The sequence below is a fragment of the Pseudomonas sp. ABC1 genome (assembly GCF_013395055.1).
GTDB lineage: Bacteria > Pseudomonadota > Gammaproteobacteria > Pseudomonadales > Pseudomonadaceae > Stutzerimonas.
Window position 1 is genome coordinate 504,953 of record NZ_CP058349.1, and the last position, 18,125, is coordinate 523,077.

General features: G+C 58.0%; 18 protein-coding genes. 12 read left to right on the plus strand and 6 right to left on the minus strand.

Features of this window, described 5'->3' with window-relative positions:
* Positions 1 to 54: 54 nt before the first annotated feature.
* Both prpB and HW090_RS02005 read right to left on the minus strand, forming a co-directional pair.
* Positions 55 to 942: a methylisocitrate lyase gene (gene prpB, locus HW090_RS02000; RefSeq protein ID WP_179111906.1), complete on the minus strand. Its 888-nt coding sequence runs from the start codon at positions 940 to 942 to the stop codon at positions 55 to 57.
* On the minus strand, positions 939 to 1,652 hold the full coding sequence (locus HW090_RS02005; protein WP_179111907.1) for a GntR family transcriptional regulator: 714 nt from the start codon (positions 1,650 to 1,652) through the stop codon (positions 939 to 941). The genes prpB and HW090_RS02005 overlap by 4 nt, the downstream gene beginning before the upstream one ends.
* Before the next feature lie 511 nt (positions 1,653 to 2,163).
* Here HW090_RS02005 and HW090_RS02010 point away from each other — a divergent pair.
* Positions 2,164 to 3,279, plus strand: coding sequence for an NADH:flavin oxidoreductase (locus HW090_RS02010; RefSeq protein ID WP_179111908.1), 1,116 nt, complete (start codon positions 2,164 to 2,166; stop codon positions 3,277 to 3,279).
* Positions 3,280 to 3,341: 62 nt separating this feature from the next.
* Here HW090_RS02010 and HW090_RS02015 read toward each other — a convergent pair whose 3' ends face one another.
* A complete protein-coding gene (locus tag HW090_RS02015; protein ID WP_179111909.1) occupies positions 3,342 to 4,064 on the minus strand; it encodes a DUF4198 domain-containing protein in 723 nt (240 codons plus the stop codon).
* A gap of 163 nt (positions 4,065 to 4,227) precedes the next feature.
* Between HW090_RS02015 and HW090_RS02020 the strand changes: the two genes are divergently transcribed.
* Positions 4,228 to 6,333, plus strand: coding sequence for a TonB-dependent receptor (locus tag HW090_RS02020; RefSeq protein WP_218673556.1), 2,106 nt, complete (start codon positions 4,228 to 4,230; stop codon positions 6,331 to 6,333).
* A 165-nt stretch (positions 6,334 to 6,498) separates the two neighbouring features.
* Here HW090_RS02020 and HW090_RS02025 read toward each other — a convergent pair whose 3' ends face one another.
* On the minus strand, positions 6,499 to 7,317 hold the full coding sequence (locus HW090_RS02025; RefSeq protein ID WP_256930721.1) for an SDR family oxidoreductase: 819 nt from the start codon (positions 7,315 to 7,317) through the stop codon (positions 6,499 to 6,501).
* Positions 7,318 to 7,450: 133 nt separating this feature from the next.
* On the opposite strand from HW090_RS02025, the gene HW090_RS02030 reads away from it, so the two are divergent.
* Positions 7,451 to 7,864 carry a helix-turn-helix domain-containing protein gene (locus HW090_RS02030; RefSeq protein ID WP_179111910.1) on the plus strand — a complete coding sequence of 138 codons (414 nt, stop codon included), beginning with the start codon at positions 7,451 to 7,453 and terminating at the stop codon, positions 7,862 to 7,864.
* Positions 7,865 to 7,931: 67 nt separating this feature from the next.
* On the opposite strand, the gene HW090_RS02035 is transcribed toward HW090_RS02030, so the two are convergent.
* Positions 7,932 to 8,807 (minus strand): hypothetical protein, encoded by an 876-nt coding sequence (locus HW090_RS02035; protein ID WP_179111911.1) that lies wholly within the window; start codon positions 8,805 to 8,807, stop codon positions 7,932 to 7,934.
* An 84-nt stretch (positions 8,808 to 8,891) separates the two neighbouring features.
* On the opposite strand from HW090_RS02035, the gene HW090_RS02040 reads away from it, so the two are divergent.
* The 9 genes from HW090_RS02040 to HW090_RS02080 all read left to right on the plus strand — a co-directional run bounded on the left by HW090_RS02040 (position 8,892) and on the right by HW090_RS02080 (position 16,680).
* Positions 8,892 to 9,101 carry a hypothetical protein gene (locus HW090_RS02040; RefSeq protein WP_179111912.1) on the plus strand — a complete coding sequence of 70 codons (210 nt, stop codon included), beginning with the start codon at positions 8,892 to 8,894 and terminating at the stop codon, positions 9,099 to 9,101.
* Between the two features lie 534 nt (positions 9,102 to 9,635).
* Entirely contained in the window at positions 9,636 to 10,433 is a 798-nt protein-coding gene (locus tag HW090_RS02045; protein ID WP_179111913.1) for a hypothetical protein, read from the plus strand.
* Positions 10,434 to 11,014: 581 nt separating this feature from the next.
* The gene (locus tag HW090_RS02050) at positions 11,015 to 11,758 is read left to right on the plus strand and encodes a hypothetical protein (RefSeq protein ID WP_179111914.1); all 744 of its coding nucleotides are present in this window, start codon (positions 11,015 to 11,017) and stop codon (positions 11,756 to 11,758) included.
* Between the two features lie 121 nt (positions 11,759 to 11,879).
* Positions 11,880 to 12,116: an AlpA family transcriptional regulator gene (locus tag HW090_RS02055; protein ID WP_179111915.1), complete on the plus strand. Its 237-nt coding sequence runs from the start codon at positions 11,880 to 11,882 to the stop codon at positions 12,114 to 12,116.
* An 11-nt stretch (positions 12,117 to 12,127) separates the two neighbouring features.
* Entirely contained in the window at positions 12,128 to 13,003 is an 876-nt protein-coding gene (locus HW090_RS02060) for a ParA family protein (protein ID WP_179111916.1), read from the plus strand.
* Entirely contained in the window at positions 12,987 to 13,229 is a 243-nt protein-coding gene (locus HW090_RS02065) for a type II toxin-antitoxin system HicA family toxin (RefSeq protein WP_179111917.1), read from the plus strand. The genes HW090_RS02060 and HW090_RS02065 overlap by 17 nt, the downstream gene beginning before the upstream one ends.
* Positions 13,222 to 14,865 (plus strand): ParB family protein, encoded by a 1,644-nt coding sequence (locus HW090_RS02070; protein ID WP_179111918.1) that lies wholly within the window; start codon positions 13,222 to 13,224, stop codon positions 14,863 to 14,865. Before HW090_RS02065 ends, HW090_RS02070 begins: the two co-directional genes overlap by 8 nt.
* 15 nt (positions 14,866 to 14,880) lie before the next feature.
* Complete coding sequence (locus HW090_RS02075; RefSeq protein WP_179111919.1) at positions 14,881 to 15,441, plus strand: DUF2857 domain-containing protein; 561 nt, start codon at positions 14,881 to 14,883, stop codon at positions 15,439 to 15,441.
* Positions 15,442 to 15,444: 3 nt separating this feature from the next.
* Positions 15,445 to 16,680 (plus strand): STY4528 family pathogenicity island replication protein, encoded by a 1,236-nt coding sequence (locus tag HW090_RS02080; RefSeq protein ID WP_179111920.1) that lies wholly within the window; start codon positions 15,445 to 15,447, stop codon positions 16,678 to 16,680.
* Positions 16,681 to 16,766: 86 nt separating this feature from the next.
* Here HW090_RS02080 and HW090_RS02085 read toward each other — a convergent pair whose 3' ends face one another.
* Complete coding sequence (locus HW090_RS02085) at positions 16,767 to 17,966, minus strand: phospholipase D family protein (protein ID WP_179111921.1); 1,200 nt, start codon at positions 17,964 to 17,966, stop codon at positions 16,767 to 16,769.
* Between the last annotated feature and the right edge of the window lie 159 nt (positions 17,967 to 18,125).

Below are 18,125 nucleotides of genomic sequence, written 5' to 3' on the forward strand. Positions count from 1 at the left end.
AGGAAATCCGGCGGAGGTGACAGATCAGGCAACTGCCACCTGTGCCCGCCCGGTTCAGCTTTTCTTCTGGGCGAACAGTGCGTCGAGCTTCTGCTCGAAGGCGTGGTAACCGATGCGGTCGTACAGCTCGGCACGGCTTTGCATCAGGTCGATCACCTCTTTCTGGTGGCCATCGCGGCGCACGGCGGTGTAGACCGCCTCCGCTGCTTTGTTGGCCGCACGGAAGGCCGACAGCGGGTAGAGCTGGATGGCAACGCCGACCGAGGCCAGCTCTTCGCGGCTGAACAGCGGCGTGGCGCCGAACTCGGTGATGTTGGCCAGCACCGGCACATTCAATTCGTCGACGAAACGCTTGTAGGTCGGCAGGTCGTAGGCGGCTTCGGCGAAGATGGCATCGGCACCGGCCTCCACGTACTTCAGCGAGCGTTCGATGGCGGCATCCACACCTTCAGCCTGGATGGCATCGGTACGGGCGATCAGGAAGAACGCCGGATCGGTCTTGGCATCGGCGGCGGCCTTGACGCGGTCGACCATCTCCTCGACGGAAACGATTTCCTTGCCCGGACGGTGACCGCAACGCTTGGCGCCAACCTGGTCCTCGATATGCGCGGCGGCGGCGCCGGCCTTGATCAGGTTCTTCACCGTGCGCTCGATATTGAAGGCGCTCGGACCGAAACCGGTGTCGATATCCACCAGCAGCGGCAGGTCGCAGACGTCGGTGATGCGACGCACGTCCGTGAGGACGTCGTCCAGGGTGTTGATACCCAGGTCCGGCAAGCCGAGGGAGCCAGCGGCGACACCGCCGCCCGACAGGTAGATGGCCTTGAAACCGGCGCGTTTGGCCAGCAGCGCATGGTTGGCGTTGATGGCACCGATCACCTGCAAGGGCGACTCACTGGCCAGGGCGTCACGGAAACGCTGGCCCGCTGTAGGAAGGGTCATGCCTCACCTCTCTTTGGTTGGTTCTGGATGTGAGCGACACCGAAATGGCGCTCGATATTGCGCTTGGAGGCCGCGATATGGCGGCGCATCAGCAACTCGGCCAGTTCGCCGTCACGGTCGGCGATGGCATCGAGAATGCGGTGGTGTTCGTTGAAGGCCTGGCGGGGGCGATTGGGCACCGAGGAAAACTGGATGCGGTACATGCGCACCAGTTGGTACAGCTCGCCACAGAGCATCTGCGTCAGCGTGCTGTTGCCGCTGCCCTGGATGATCTTGTAATGGAAGTCGAAGTCGCCTTCCTGCTGGTAGTAGCCGACACCGGCGAGAAACGCCTCGTCGCGTTCGTGGGCACGCAGCACGCGGCGCAACTCGTCGATATCCACTTCGCTCATGCGCTCGGCCGCCAGGCGACAGGCCATGCCTTCCAGCGACTCGCGGATCTCGTACAGCTCGATCAGCTCGGCATGGCTCAGGGAAACCACCCGCGCCCCGACATGCGGTACGCGCACCAGCAGCTTCTGCCCTTCAAGGCGGTGAATGGCCTCGCGCAGCGGGCCACGGCTGATGCCGTAGGTGCGCGCCAGCTCGGGCTCGGAAATCTTGCTGCCCGGCTTGATATGCCCTTTGACGATGGCCGCCTGTATCTGCCGGAACACATGTTCGGAACGTGTTTCGCTATCCAGGCTGGGCTCTACGGGTAACTCAAGCATGATTGTCGACACCCACAAACAGTTCGGGGGAAATCTAACCACTAGAACCTGTGAGGTCAATTTCAAACCAGGCAGATTGTCGACAATCCATCTAATACCTTAGGTTAATAGGCAGGGCTGAAACATATGAAAAACACACCTGCAGGCAGCATAAAACCTGACAAGCACCAGTTATCATCAATGATTTTCAATTAGATAAATGCCAGCGGCAGGCTATATGCCCGGCAGCGGGGATTGAGGGAAAAAGGGAGATTGTCGACACTTTGTGTCAGGCGGTCGGAATCAGCCCACTTGGTCGGTCGCCACCGACATCCATCATGCGGCCATTCCCAGGCTCATCCTGATGTTCACGCGATCGGTAGCTGGCAATGAAGGTTGCAGACTCAGGGCATGGAGCGCACTTTCAGTATCCCCAGGCATTCGCCGAGATCACAGTACGCGTCCTGGACGACGAGTGATTGCACCCGAAACAGCCGCATCCCCACCGACTCAACCCAGCGAGAAAACCGATATGTCCAATGACGTGCTTTTCAGCCCCATCAGTATCCGCGGACTCACATTGCCCAACCGCTTCGTCATGGCGCCGATGACCCGGGCAATGGCCCCCAATGGAGTTCCCGGCACCGCGCACGCCGACTACTACCGCCGACGCGCGCTCGGTGGCGTGGGCCTGATCCTGACCGAAGGGACAGTGATCGACCGACCCGCCTCGCGCAATGAACCGGGTGTACCCCTGTTCCACGGCGAGGCCGCGCTGGCCGGCTGGCAGCAGGTTGCAGAAGCCGTGCATGCCGCTGGCGGACGCATAGGCCCGCAGCTCTGGCACACCGGATCGACGCGCGGCATGGGCACTGACTGGGTGCCTGACACGCCGGTCGAGAGCCCTTCCGGCCTGGTCGGCCCCAACGACCCGCGAGGCGTAGCGATGACCGAAGAGGATATCGCCGACACCGTAGACGCCTTTGCGCGCGCGGCAGCCGATGCGCAGCGACTGGGCTTCGACATCGTCGAACTGCACGGTGCCCATGGCTACCTGATCGACCAATTCTTCTGGAGCGGCACCAATCAACGCAGCGATGCCTTTGGCGGGGCAACCATCGCCGAGCGCTCCCGCTTCGCCGCCGAGGCGGTGCGCGCCGTACGTGCGGCGGTCGGCCATGAGTTTCCCCTGGCGCTGCGTATCAGTCAGTGGAAACAACAGGACTACACCGCCCGCAACGCTCACACCCCGGACGAGTTGAGCTCATGGTTGCTGCCACTGGTGGAAGCCGGCGTCGACGTACTGCACTGCTCGCAACGCCGCTTCTGGGAGCCTGAGTTCCCCGAACTGGACGGTGAACACGGGCTGAACCTTGCCGGCTGGGCCAAGAAACTCACCGGGGCAACCACCATCAGCGTGGGCTCCGTCGGCCTGGCTGAGGACTTCTTCGGCGCCTTCGGTGGCAAGGGCTCGGGAGCCACGGATTTGCAGGGCGACCTGAACGGGCGCCTGGAGCGCGGCGAGTTCGACCTGATTGCAGTGGGCCGCGTGCTGATCTCCGATGCCCAATGGGTCAACAAAGTACGCGAAGGACGTACCGGAGAACTTGAGGGCTTCAAGGCTGCCGACCTGGCCACGCTGACCTGAGAATGGACCGACACCCCAGCATTGCCCTGACAAGCCCGGTAAACCGGGCGCTGCAGGCCAGCTCAGTGCTGGTGGGCTTCACCGATGAAGGTCAGGGATGTGAACAGGCTACGCTCGGAGACACCCTCCTCGCCGGCTGCCGGCACCCTGGCCTGGGCCGCGATGATGTTCAATCCGGCGTTGCGGATGACGATATTCGCGCGCCCCTGGGCATCGGTCTTCACACCACTGGCATCAGGCATTGCGCGGTAATCATCGAAAAGGGCGATGTCGGCCGCTGGCTTGCCATCGATCGTCACCTCCACGGGCAGGGGATTGCCTGCCCCGACGGTCGTCGGGTCTTTCAACGGGCGGATGACCATCGCCAATTTCAGTCGCTCGGGAATATGGGCGTGCGGCGCCAGAATCGCCAGGCTGTATTTGTAGCTATGGCTGGCGCTGGTCGCACCTGGCACCTCTGTCATGGGCGCATTGACGGAGACCCCATCCTCACCTTTGCTCCAGACACCGTTGTCCAGCGCAACCGTCACCACGGCAGGTGGCGCCAAAGGCTGCAAACGCGCATGGCCGTTCAGTCGCTCGACGGTGACAGGCACCGGCTTGCCGCCGGGATCATAGGCCCACACGCCCCTGATCTTCTCGGGCGCATAGGCGTCATCCTCGGCGCCATGCCCGTAGACCACGGCAAGATGGCCATGACGCGTCTCTATCCAGATGCCATGGGCACAAGCGGCCCCCGCGCTCAGAAGCCCTATTGCAGCAGCGAGTGAAAGTAAAAGCTTCATATGCCTTCCTGATGTCGTGTGTGGGTAGAACAAAGCCAGCAGCGCGCCAACTCAATCCCGAACCGAAACGCTGGACAGGCTGCGCTGAACGCCACAAATTGATATGTTATATCTTTAAATAACAAAACGTCACGCCCACAACACACTCGAGGAATTTTGCTTCATGTACAGATCTGCACATCACGGCAGGGATTGGATTCTTGGCAGCACAGCACTGGCTTGCATGGTCGCCTGCGCACCAGCTTCGGCGGCGGAAACGGAGACCGCCGGCATCACCGAACTGAGCACGATCGAAGTCACTGGCAAGGGAAACAATCCAGGGGCCATCAAGCCGCTGGCGCGCAACAAGGTCAGCAACGCGCCTGACAGCCTGCCCGCGTCGGTGTCCACGATCACGGATGAAGAAATTCGCACCCTCAACGTCGGCCGCGATATCTCCAATATCTATCGCCGCGTGCCTGGCGTGGTCGCCAACAACATCGACCAGGGCGACACCGGCAATGGCTTTCGCATGCGCGGCTTCACCACCAATGGCACCCACGGGGCCGACGTGGCCGTGCATGTCGACGGCGTACCACAGAACATACCGTCGAGCCAGGGTGGCGCTGGCCACGGCCCGGTCTTCATGGAATGGCTGACACCACAGATGATCAAACGCGTCGACGTCATCAAGGGTCCGGTTTCCGCGCTGTATGGCGACCAGAACCGCGCAGGCGCCGTCAACATCGAGACACTCGACGGCGGTGACGTGGCCTCGAGCATTGGCCTGGAAGTCACCAGTTTCGATGGACGCAGGGCCAACCTGGTCCTGAGTGGCGAGCATGAGGGCTTCGAATCCCTGCTCGTGGCAGACATCTACAAGACCAACGGTTACCGCAAGGCCGCGGAAACCAATCGCGACAACTACTTCTGGAAGCTCTCCAAGGTCATCGATGACGCCAGGTACTCGGTCCGCTTCAGCCACTACCAGTCGGACTTCAAGAACGATGGCTACCTGAACCTGCCAGCCCTCAAGGCCGGCAAGATCAGCCGCCGCGACACCGACAACCTGTATGGCTTCGGCAACGCCAACCGCAATACCTACGTCCTCAACCGCAGCCCTGCCGAAGGCGAGGAAGGCCTGTACTACACCGCCTACTTCGAAGACTTCAAGCGCGTGCGTGGTATCGCCAACGGCACCAGCACCCACAACTACGGCAAGGATGACCGCGACATCTACGGCGGTCGCCTGGCCTACAACTTCGTCTACGAAAACGCGGCGGCGCTGATGATCGGGGCCGACATCCGCCGCGACAAGGGCGATGCCTACCGCCAGCAATACCGCAACTTCGAACCGACGCAGAACTACTACTTCGATTTCGACATGGACCTGATCACCTACGGCGTATTCGCCCAGGGTCAGTACAAACCGGTCGATTCGCTGAAATTGCTGGCGGGCCTGCGCTATGACCGCTTCGACTACGACATCGACAACCGGAAGTTTCGCAATGCCGATACCGGTTACCACAGCTCGGTCACCACACCCAAATTCGGCCTGGTCTGGACACCAGTCGAACAGCTCGAAGTATTCACCAACGCCGCACAGGGTTTCCGCTCGCCCGCGGCGGAATACATCAGCTCCGGCAACAGCGGCGCACTGCCGCCGAGCGAGTCCGGCGGCCGGATCAACGGTAACGTACGCCCCAGCAAGGTGACCTCCTACGACATCGGCTTCACCCTGCGCCCGACGGAACGCTTCTCCAGCACCACCGAGTTCTACTACATCCAGAACGACAGCGAGACACTGCAGACCTCACCTGGCGTCTTCGAACAGGTCAGCGACACCACACGCAAAGGCGTGGAGACCAGCTTCAACTACCAGGCCACATCCACGGTCAGCACCTATGCCAGCTATGGCCGCATCCTCGATGCCGTGATCGACAACCCGCCCGCCGGCACCGGCGACAGGCTGGTCGTACCGGAGCACACCTACAAGGCAGGCGTTCAGTACCGCGATGCGTTCATGGCAGGTCAACTGACGCTCAACGCCGACGCCTACCACCTCACCGGCATCCCCTACTACATGGGCACCGAGAGAAAGGAAATGCCGGTCTATACCCGGTACGACCTGCGCGCGTCCTATGACTATGCCGACTATCAGTTCAGCGTATACGGCACCTTCCAGCCACACCGCTACGGCACGGAAGTCGCCTATGGCACCAGCAGCGGACTGGTCATCGTACCGCAACCCTCGACGACGCTGGGCGCATCGGTCAGGTACTTCTTCTGATCCACTGGCAATGCCGACAGCAGCCCCGTCGCGGCCACACCCAAGGTAGCCCACGACCTTTCAAGCCAGGGCCGCTGCCGTGGCATCCGAAAAGACGTGGGGCATAGACGAAAAAGGCCGAAGAACAGTGTTCTTCGGCCTTTTTGCAATTGACCTGTAGACGCGCTACTGCGCCGCGGTGGCATTGATTCGTGCAAATACCTGTTCAACGCGCCCTTCTCGCTCAGCCCAGCGCTGCACCCGGGCGCGCTCCACAACGATCTCATCAGGCACGGGCTGCTCAACCAGCAGCGCCATGACTTCATCGATGAACGCGGCCAGCGGCATATAGCCTTCACGCACCGATTGGCCTGGCGTGAGTTCTGTCTGAATCGCTGGCGCAACCAGCTCCATGACCTTCACCCGCCCTGCGAGCTGATGGCGCAGGCCTACCGTATAGATGTGGATGGCCGCCTTGGTCGCGCTGTAAATCGCTGCATCCGCGCGCGGGACGAAGGCCAGCCCGGAAGAGACATTGAGAATCGCCGGCGCAGGCTGGCTTTTAAGGTGCTCGATCAGCGCGTTGGTAAGACGGATGGGGCCCAGCAGATTCGTACTGATCTGAGCCTCAGCGTCGCGCAAATCGCTGTGCGTGCCCAGATTGTCGTAGCGCATGATGCCGGCATTGTTGAAAAGGACATTCAGCGACGGATGCTCGGCGATAACGCGCCGCGCAAACGCCTCGATCGCACTCGGATCATCGGTGTCCAACTCCATCGCGTACATATTCTGCCGGCCCGCAATAGCCTGCTGCAGGGTTTGCAGGCGCCGACCGGCCACAATGACTGTATTGCCAAGCGCGTTCAGCCGCAGGGCCAGTTCGCGGCCAATACCGGAGCCGCCGCCAGTGATCAGTATGGTGTTGTTGTGAGCCCGCATGCCGGGCTGTGCTGTCGCATCGATACCAAGCGGATTTTGCGGTGCGGATGAAATGCCGTTGGACATGAGCGTCAACTCCTGAAGATCAATAAGATCGTCAGCATAGGATTGACACTCACTTTTAGAAAGTAGGAACCCAAAAGTGCCATACTAACCATCGGGTTAGATTTGAGTTTCATCTACTGATGGAGAGTGTCGGATGAGCATCGATGCAGCCAAACATGCCCAGGTACGCAACAAACTCGCCCAGGAGCAAGCGCCAGATCCACGCGTTGAAGCACTGGTCGCCGAGGTAATCAGCAGGGTTGCAGACAAATGGACCATGATCGTTCTCGAGGTGCTGGCAGCGCACGGGGAATTGCGCTTCACGCAGTTGGCCAGGCAGGTGAGCGGAATCAGCCAGAAGATGCTGACGCAAACACTGCGCGAGATGGAGCGCGAGGGCCTGGTGATCCGCACCGTGCATCCCGTGGTGCCGCCCAAGGTCGAATACCGCTTGACCGATTTGGGACTGGGGCTGGGAGCCGCCTTCTGTGGCGTGTGGATATGGGCCGAAGAGAACCTCAATACTATTGAACAGGCTCGTATCGCGTATGACCAACGGCACGATTGAATCGTAATACCCCGCTCGCGGGAGGCGGGGTATTACGCCAGTCGCCAAGCAGTTCAGTAGTGAGACATCACTTGGGCCTGACGCAAAAGCTTCGCTCGGGGTTCGACATGTCACAGACGAAATAGCGAACCTGCAAACGCTTACCCGCAGAAGCAGACGGACTGACCGCCAGCACCTTACCGCCGCGCGCTATCACGCCTGACAGGCCCCAGCCACGATACGGATCAGCGCACTGCTCCCCCTTGTCGGGCTCGATGAAACAATACAGCACGGCCACAGGAACCTTGCAGGTACTGACGATCTGCTTCACGTCTGCAGAGACTCCAGCTCCCCAGTTCTTGAACTTGATGCAATCACTTTTGATGACCGGCGCACGGATATCGCTACGTTTGCCATTACCCGCCTGACGATCTTTCTCATGCACATAGGCCAATGACTCGCGGTATTTGACCGAAGCCTCGCGCTGATAGCTTTGGGCATCCAGGATATCGGCCTGCTCGTCCTGTCCCTGTCCCTGTGCCAGGGCGGGCGCGGAAGGTTTTGGTTTTTTCTCTGCTGGCGTATTCCAAGCCTCGAATACCTTGGCGTTCACCTCCACCATCGGGCTGGTCAACCCTGCCTTGGCACCGACGCACATTGCCCAAAGAGCAGGTGCCAATTCGCTGGCAGCAATATTGGTATTCGTTGGAACATCCATGACGCCGGTTGCCGCGAACGGACGGACGCGCTCATAGAACTCGAAGTCCATCGAACGCTCCATCGCATTCGACCGTGCGTGACGGGATTTCAGATCGGCCACCGCAGCAGCCTCACTGACCGAGGGGCAATACCGACGCTGCGCATCGCAGAACCGTTCACATGCGCCGCTGGCTACATCGATGGTCTCAGCCATCGCACCTGCGGAAAAACACAATGAAAGCACAGCGCCAATGATTGTCTTCATGTCATTCAATTCCCAGGGATGAGAGCGCAACAGCAGAAACTGTGCGCGATGATACTCATGGCCCATCGACCAGAAATCATCTGAATGAATGAAGAACCCTGTGCTTGTCGCGCCTCTTTAGGCTCGCACGTCATCTCAAGCAATGCCCGGCACGCCGCCATCACAGGCGCACACCGATTTGCCCGGACTTACAGCGGCCGCCGCTTTTGGCCTTTCAACATCTTTGATCCCTCCCAACGGTTTGACGCCATTGCCAAGCCGGCGAAGAAAGATCACCTGATAAGCCATTGTTGAAGAGTACGAACAGCGGCGCCCGCAGCGGTTATGACAAGGCTGGCGCAGTGGATCAACGAGCACAACCGTCAACACTAGAAACGCCGTAGATGCATATCCGCCAGTACAAGGAGATATCTACCGCGCTTTTTGGGAGGGATATTTAGAAATAATACGAACTGCCAGCCACCCGGATTTCGTGTACTGATTTATGTACTGATCCGGCGTGGTTGACAGTGGATTTCAGCAGATTTCGCTGGATGCTCCACAAGGATAAAACCCTGTGGAATCAAGGCGCCGTAGACGTTGGTGGCTGTCTGCAGCTTAAGAATTGGAGCGGGAAACGAGTCCTTGGATGAGACTCTAACTCTTTGATTAAAAAAGAATTTTCGTTACCCCGCTTAACAGGATGGACTATATTATGGACTAGATCGAAGCGGATAGCAAGGTTGCTAGTCAAAAACCCGTCCAAGGGCATCTGCTGATATCCACCTAAATCCACACGCCTCACCAAGAACACATCGTGCCTTCGATGTTCAAAGGACAATAATAACCATGCAGAAAATCATGCGGTACCTCTCGAAACAGAAGCTCGAATGGCTTCTGGCTGATAAAGGCCTGTACGTCAGTGCGGCTCAGAATCAAAGTGATACAGAAGAAGGCACCTCCGATCATACATTTTTGGCTAAACACATCGCCGCGAATGTTGAAGGCGTGGATGCCAAATTACTGACCGATATCGACAAGATCATGCTGGGCATGCAAAAGGTAGGCCGCGAGACAAACTATCTGAGTTGCTGGTACCTAGGAACAGAAGAAAGCGAGTCCATGTGGGAGGAGTTCGGCAAGGATGGCATCATCCTGATCAGCACGGAATGGGAGCTGATGAGCGCGTTTTCCGAACCACTGGAACAGGCCTTAAATGGGTATCCAGTGACTTACAGCGATGAGCTAAAGGCTAGTCCGCTGAATGAGCCGCTGCGTGTGAAGCATGCAAAATTTCAATCCGAGAAAGAGTTCCGCGTCGTTTTCAATCTCACCCACTACTCGATACTCACAGGCTTTGAAGGCATAGGTGTCTACGTCGGTAATAAGCCATCGCATTTGAACCCTCAAATCACCGCATGCATGTCGCAGAAAGGCATAGAGCAAGGCCAAAAAGTGATCCGCAGAAAGGATGCTGGCGGCCTTGTGCTCGATTTCGATTTCGCACGAGCGATTATTGAGGTGCGGGTACACCCCCAGGCTACTGACGAAGATCTGCTCGACGTGCAAACACGACTGCTAGGCATAGGAGTGAAATGCCCGGTCAAGCATTCTGATCTGCGCCAGGCCCGACCCCGTGGGCTCTAAGTGTTCCAGGCCGGGCTCGGGAGACGCTCGGCCTGGAAACTAATCAGTACCCGCACCTTTGACGGCAGATGTTTGCGACTTGAATAGACCGTGTAGATATCCCCAACAGGCATATGAGCAGCATTGACGTGTAAACCGTCACATTCTGCTTATTTACAACTTCTTGGGCACACTAAAGGCGTTGCCATATCAGGCTATCAGCATTACAGCCTGATCTTACAGGCGAGTTATCCTCTACGACCTTTTGCCCATGGCGTATTGCAAGCGATGGCAAGCCACCTGTAAGACATACATCAAAACATGTAAGACCCAATAAGTCTTGATGAAGTGCCTGAGACCTATAACGCTCACGTGTGAAAACGATTATTGAGTTATCTGTCGGTAGGTTTTTTAACTGTGCTGCAGTTTCATTTTCACACAATGAGCGCGTGATAGCCACATGCCTTCAAAGGAATGTGGAATTTCGTTTCAGAGCGATGACCTGGATTTTTCTGAAACACTGACTCAAATTGGTAGATAAGCCAACGCTGGTTGGCATCAGAGGAGTCTGTGATGTAGCGCTCCCACAAGGAGATTGATGCATGCATACTGATCCGCCAATGTCGAAGGTTTTCTATCGACCGATTGAGGCAGCTATACGATGGGCTGGGTTATTACGGTATAAGCAGGAAATTTTGTCATCAACGATAACTCCAAGAGAGTTGCCGCAGGATATTAAATGCCCTCGATGGAGCGAACTTCGATTGTGTTTGGATCGCATATACGATGCATTAATTAATCAGGAGTTGCCGTATGGCATGAACGGCGTCACGTTAAATGATGAATCACTACTTGATAAACAGGATTTGACTATTCGCCATATAGACCTGAAACGCTGGATGCGCACCCACTACCCTGAGCACCGACCAGCATTTCTTTTCAGCCGCAGCGAACGCATTGCGCATCCCGTCATCACCCTGGAAACCGGCCAGGCACTACTGGTTGAGCGGCAGGCCCTGAAGGCAGACCTGATGCAGTGCCGCCGACAAATGCAGGAGCTGCAGGAACGGTATGACGGGCTGCTGAAACAATCCACCGTGATTCCCGCCTGCAACCAATGCCCCATCAGTGATCGCGCAGAGACGACTTACCTCAACATCATAGGAGGGATGCTTGAGTTGATGCTCAGTCAGTCACCTTCAGGAGTGCCGTACTCCAGCTTCAGGACACAAGAGGCTATCGTCAGCGCGATGGTCGCTAACCATGGAGGTGCGATGGGCATCACGGAAAGAACGCTGAACGGTAAGTTTGCCAGTGCAAAACGGAATTTACGTAATGCAATGTGATGAGGAAGTCCAGCTTGTATTTGCAGTCTCGGAAACTGCATATGCAATGTACTTCCACAGCCATGTCTATTGAATAGAGGTCACGCCAACAAACGCCACTGAGCGTTAAGGAGTGACCATCATGTCGCAAACGCAGATATTGCACCCGGGTGAGCGCCGTATTCTTCGGCTCGATGAAGTCGAAGCGAAGTCTGGTTTCAAGCGCGCTCACATCTACTCCCTGATGAAGAAAGGCCAATTTCCACAGGCGCTACGTCTTGGCATCCGTGCGGTTGGCTGGGATTCGGCGGAAATCGACCAGTGGATCAGCGAACGGCTCAAAAACCGGGCGCAATCGGCTCTCCCACAAGAACAGTGAGGGGAAGCCCCATGCAGGTTGTCTCCATCATCTCGACCAAAGGCGGCGTGGGCAAGACGACCACAGCAGCCAATCTCGGCGGCTTTGCCGCAGATGCAGGGCTGCGTGTATTGCTGCTCGATCTCGACGTGCAACCTACGCTGTCGAGCTATTACGAACTGGCCCATCGCGCTTCCGGTGGTATCTATGAGTTGCTGGCGTTCAATGAGCGCGATCTCGGGCAACTCGTTTCCCGCACAATCATCGCGGGCCTTGACCTGGTGATCTCAAACGATCACCGGGGTGAACTGAATACGCTCTTGCTGCACGCTCCGGACGGACGCTTACGGCTGCGGCACCTGCTACCGATCCTGGCCCCATTCTACGATTTGGTTCTGATCGACACCCAAGGCGCACGTAGCGTGACCTTGGAGATGGCAGTGCTGGCTTCAGATCTGGCACTGTCACCAGTGACCCCGGAAATCCTCGCAGCTCGCGAACTGCGCCGTGGCACCATGCAGTTGATTGAGGACATCGCACCGTACCGACATCTCGGCATTGAACCGCCACCACTGCGTTTGCTCATTAACCGAGTACATCCAGTCTCCTCGAACGCAAAGCTGATCCAGCAGGCATTGCGCGACCTGTTTCAAGACCATGAGGGTATCCGTGTGCTAGACACCGTGGTGCCGGCCATCGAAGTCTATCCACGCGCCGCTACTCGCGGACTGCCGGTTCATCGTGTCGAATACCGGCAACCGCCAGGCAGAGTAGCCCCCTCTGCGCTGAACACGATGCGCTCGCTTGCCGGTGAACTGTTTCCAGCCTGGCACGCCGATTTAGTCTGCGTGTCAGGTCGCGAACCGTCTGCTCTTGATGCCGGGAGGTCTCATGGCAAACGCACATGAACTGGCACGAGGTCACAAGCGACTGCGTGCGCTGATCGAGTTCGCTGTTGGCGAAGGCTGGCATGTGAAACGTACCTCGGGAGGCCACCTTAAATTCACAAAACCGGGCTGCACGGCCATTTACACCAGTTCGACGGCAAGCGACTACCGAGCGGCCTTGAATGCCCGCGCCCAGATCCGCCGTGCCGATCGCGATGCCTTGATGCAAGGAGGCAGTCATGGCTGAAATGACCTCCCAAACGATGGCCAGCAAGCTGTTGGCCGCAGGGTTCGAGCGCAATGGGTCATCAGCTACCTCATTGAGCGATCCTATTGCTGATACGCCCATGATCGTGACCCTCGATCAATTGCGGCCCTACGATCACGATCCGCGCAAGAAGCGCAATCCTGCCTACGAGGAAATCAAAGCCTCCATTCGTGAGCGTGGCCTAGATGCGGCACCAGCCATAACCCGGCGTTCTGGCGAGGATCACTACATCATCCGCAATGGTGGAAATACGCGATTGGCGATCCTGCGCGAACTCTGGGCGGAGACGAAAGACGAGCGGTTTTTCCGCATATCGTGCTTGTTTCGGCCGTGGCCCAACCGCGGCGAAGTCGTCATGCTGACAGGGCATCTGGCCGAGAACGAATTGCGTGGCGGGCTCACGTTCATTGAACGTGCCTTGGGCGTGGAGAAAGCACGCGAATTCTACGAGCAGGAAACAGGCACCAGCCTGAGCCAGTCCGAACTGGCCCGTCGCCTCGCTGCAGACGGCTTCCCCGTCCAGCAGTCGCATATCAGCCGCATGGCCGATGCGGTGCGATATCTGTTACCAGCTATTCCTACGCTGCTTTATGGCGGATTGGGTCGTCACCAGGTCGAACGATTGTCGGTGATGCGCAGAGCTTGCATGCTCACATGGGAACGCCATACCAAAGGCCGTCGGCTGGTACAAAATTTCGATGAATTCTTCCAGGAAGTGCTGTCGCAGTTCGACGCCCAGGCAGAAGAGTTCTCGTCGCAACGGGTGCAGGATGAGCTACTCGGCCAGATGTCCGAACTGTTGGGCATGGATTACGACATGCTGGCCCTTGATGTCACCGAGTCCGAAAGCCGCCACCGCGCCCTGGTCAGCGACCCGACTCCTCCATCAGTGCCCCCCGTACTGCCCGAACCTGCGGCTATTGCGCGTCCGCCAGCACAGACACTGTCGGGCACAGTGCTGGAACCAGAACCCTCGTCACAGGAACACGAGGACGAAGCCGGGGCAAACCAGTCATCAGCAGGAAACCCTACGACTGCGCCTAGCAAGAAGCTAAAAGAACACATCGTATCACCGGCACCGACAACCGAGCGCCTCCAATCCATCCAGCGGATGCTCGCTGATGAGCTGGGCGATGTGCTGCCCGATTTCTCGACCAATGTCTTGCAATCTATCCCCGTTCAAGCGGGTGGGCTTTATCCAATTTCCGACATCTGGCATATCGAACCTGGCCTGGACACGCCTGACCGACTGCGCATCCACATTGCGCAGTTCGCGCGAGAAATAGCCAGCGAAGCAGACCTTAATGCGTGCATTGAGGACCGCCCGGATGGCTTGGGTTTCACATGCCGTTTCGATGCACAGGCATCATTGCCGCACGCCCGCGCCGTACTTGCACTGCTGGCGTGCTTGGCTGGCCAGGTTTCGCCAGATGTCGAGGGGAATAGCAGCCAGATCGCCGCTGACCTGCCTGCGCTGCTTCACGGACAAGGACCGAGCAGCGGTGAAAGAGAAAAACGATTGAGCGACACAGCACTGGTTAAATTGTTCCGCCTGCTACGCTTGGCCCGACGCCTGCGAGATCTGAATGCCGGAGCCGCGGGCTCTGAAATGTGAGCGAGGGAGGCCTGCATGTCCGCACCACACCCACTCAACCAGGCCGTCATCGCTCAGGCGCTCTATGACCTTCGCAATGGGCAACTGCGCCGATGCAAGCTGATGGGGTTTGGTGAGGAAGAACTCGATGCCCTCAAACACCCTGCGCTGATCAGCGTGCTGACCAATGCCAGCGTCTCCTGGTGTTCTGTGACGGTCAATCGTGACGTACTCCGTCGGCTGCTCCAGCAGGCCCAGGATGTCGAGAAAGAAATCGCCACAGTTGACCGGATGCTGAGGCTGGGTGCCAGCACAGAAATGGTCAGCCGCTTCTACGGCCTCACACACCAGGAAGTGGCGTTGCGTCGCGAGGTGCTGGGCCTGCCCAAGCGCAAGGGTCGGCATCCCGTTCTGGATGAAGATCAGGACACGGAATTGTGGCGCCGCTGGAAAGCCATCACCAGCAGCAGAAATGTCGAACTGGAAGATGAAAGCTCCATCCTTGACGCGGCGATGGACTTGGCCGAAGGCATGGATTTGCCGCTTTCGGTTGTCTGGGCTGCTGTTAAAGCTTGGGTCGATCAAGGGTTGGGTTGAACCATGACTTTGGACGATACCTCACCCAATCGTGGCCCCGTCGCACTTTCCGAGTTGTTCGATACAGCGCTCAAGCACCTTGACCACGCGCCCAGTCCCAGTGCGCCTGCCACCATGCCTGAACCGGCAAGCACAACGTCTTCGAGTGGCGCATCCGGCGACGGTTTTTTGTTTAGTGGCAACCGGCATGAAACTGTGCCGCGAAGGCTGTTTCTCGACCGCCGCCTGACACCACTGGAACGGAATGCGTGGCAGGTGTTCCGGCTAATGCTCAACGACGACGGCGTGACGGCGTTCCCAACCTATGAACAGCTTCGCCCCTGGCTGGCCTCGATGCCGTGTGCCGGGCAAGCCTCGCACGAAACCGTGGCGCGCGCACTAACGCTGCTGCGCCTGACCCGTTGGCTGAGCCTCGTTCGGAGGCGGCGTGACTCAAAGACCGGCCGTATCCTCGGAAATCTGTACGTCCTGCACGATGAACCTTTGACGCCGTTCGAGGCAATGCAGCTAGACCCGGACTACTTGCAGCTTATCAGCCAGGCTCTCAGCCACTCTGCCAAATCTGTGCAGATCGTGGGCCTGCACACACTCAAGGAAATTGGAGAAGACCCATTACTGTCCGGTCGGACACTGCCTTCGCGGCTGCACATCCTGGCCGAACGTCTCGGCAGCCAGAGCATCACTGAGACCGAAAGTTATTCACAAGGGGATGCCACTCACGATTCCGAAGAAGGGCCGACGAGCCTTCTTCGGAATCGTGATGACCCCACTTCGGAATCCGAAGCAAGCCCGGAACCCGCGCCAGACGCCTCTCTTCGGAATCCGAAGCAGGCCCGTACAGTACGTAGTAGTTGTATTAATAAAGTACTTACTACCGCGCAAGCACGCGCGCTGGGCAATCTGCACTGGCCCAAGCGCTTCACGGAACTGAAAGCAGAGCAGCAAACAGGTGTCAGGATGGCTTTGCAGCAGGTCGATGCTTCGCTGAGGCAGGCAGTGCTGGACGATTGGGCTGTGCGCTGTAGTAATCAGAATGTTCGCAACCCTGCGGGGTATCTGTTTGGAATCATTCAGCGCGCAATTCGCGGGGAGTTCAATGCATGGGCCAAGCAGGCCGCACCCGTGCCACCCTCATCACCCGCACCAGCGCCACCACCTGAGTCACCTCGGAATGTGGTGCCACCAGAAGTAGCCCGACAGCACATCGAGCGGCTGCGCGACCTGCTGAGCAAACCCTGACCACACCGCAAAGACTATGAAGCAGACGCCAGTGGTCGTTAGCAGAGCTATCCCCTGGGGATAGTTCGCACTATCCAGGTTGCCAGCTATGTTTCGGGCTCTTCCTGCCAATACACGTAGTTGAACAAGGCGTCTAACTCGGTAAGGCTGCTCAGTCCCAAGTCTTTTTGCACCGATCGGGCTTGTTGGCAGTAACGCGCGTAGAGTTCGCCATCGACGTTCGTCTTTGTCGGATGCACTGGATAGCCACCGAAACCAGCTACCGCAAGTCCGGTTACGGCGTTCTGATTCATCACCGCGTAGCGCTTGTGATTCAGCGCATGCAGGATTTCTGTCAGCAAGTTGATACCTGCCCCTTTGATGTGCTGGAAATGCGTATGCAGCACATTGAAGGCCTCGGCTTGCCCAAGATGGGACTGACTGGTGATATCGGCGATTGCCGCCAAGAATCGAGCCGGCTCACTGGCGACACGGGTTTTGGCGCGGTGCAGTCCGCCCGAATGGAACAGGTTAATCAGGGTCTCGTACTGCGTAAGGAAACTCCGCGTACCGTCTCTGTCTGGAACAGCCAAGGCCCGAATCTGGTGCCGAGCCAGCCGAAGATTTCCCTGCCGCAGCACTTGTTGCGCAGCAAAACCATGTGACGAATCATCACGTTTCATCTCGTTCAAGTGGTCGACCAGCACCGTTAGGTCCTGCAGGTCATTACGGCTGACACGATCGGCGCGCTTCTTGGCCATCTTTCGCCATGCATCCTGAATGGAAAACTCTACGGCATAGGCATCAACCCGCTTCTTGGTCGCGTGGACAAGCGCCCCATCAGCGATGAGCTGATTGAACTGCGCTTGAACCGACAAGAACAGGGCGTTATCTGAGCCGTTGATCATCACCGATGCTTCGTGGTTGTCACCCAGCCCGCCGGCAGTCATGTTGGCAGAGCCAACGATCACAGTGGACTGCTGCGGCGCTTGTCCTGCATAGATTTTGGGATGGAAGGTGGTGTTCGTATCGCTCAGGTACAACTGCATTGCATGCTGCGTTGACAGGTAAAGCAACTTACGTAACAAGGCCGGCTCGGTGAGATGGAAGCTCAGGCCGACCGCGACGCGAGCCGTCATGCCGCGAGCGAGAGCTTGTTCCAGCGGCTTCAGCAATGTGGCCAGCGCGGAGCCCTTGGCGAAAGCCACCATGCACTCAAAGTGATGGGCATACCCGAGCAACTCCACAACGGCGTCTCCATGCGCATGTTGCTCACCATTCACAACCAATTGAACGCGCTCATCCATTGTTTTCCCCCTGCTGAACCTTGTTTGCAATAGAACGCTATCGTAGCTCGACAGGTCGAAGCGGTCATTGGACTTCCTTGGAGCTATCCCCTGGGGATAGCTCGTGCCGCATACACCCTCCGCGTCCTGAACCGGGACCTGACGGGTTCCGGTTTGTTG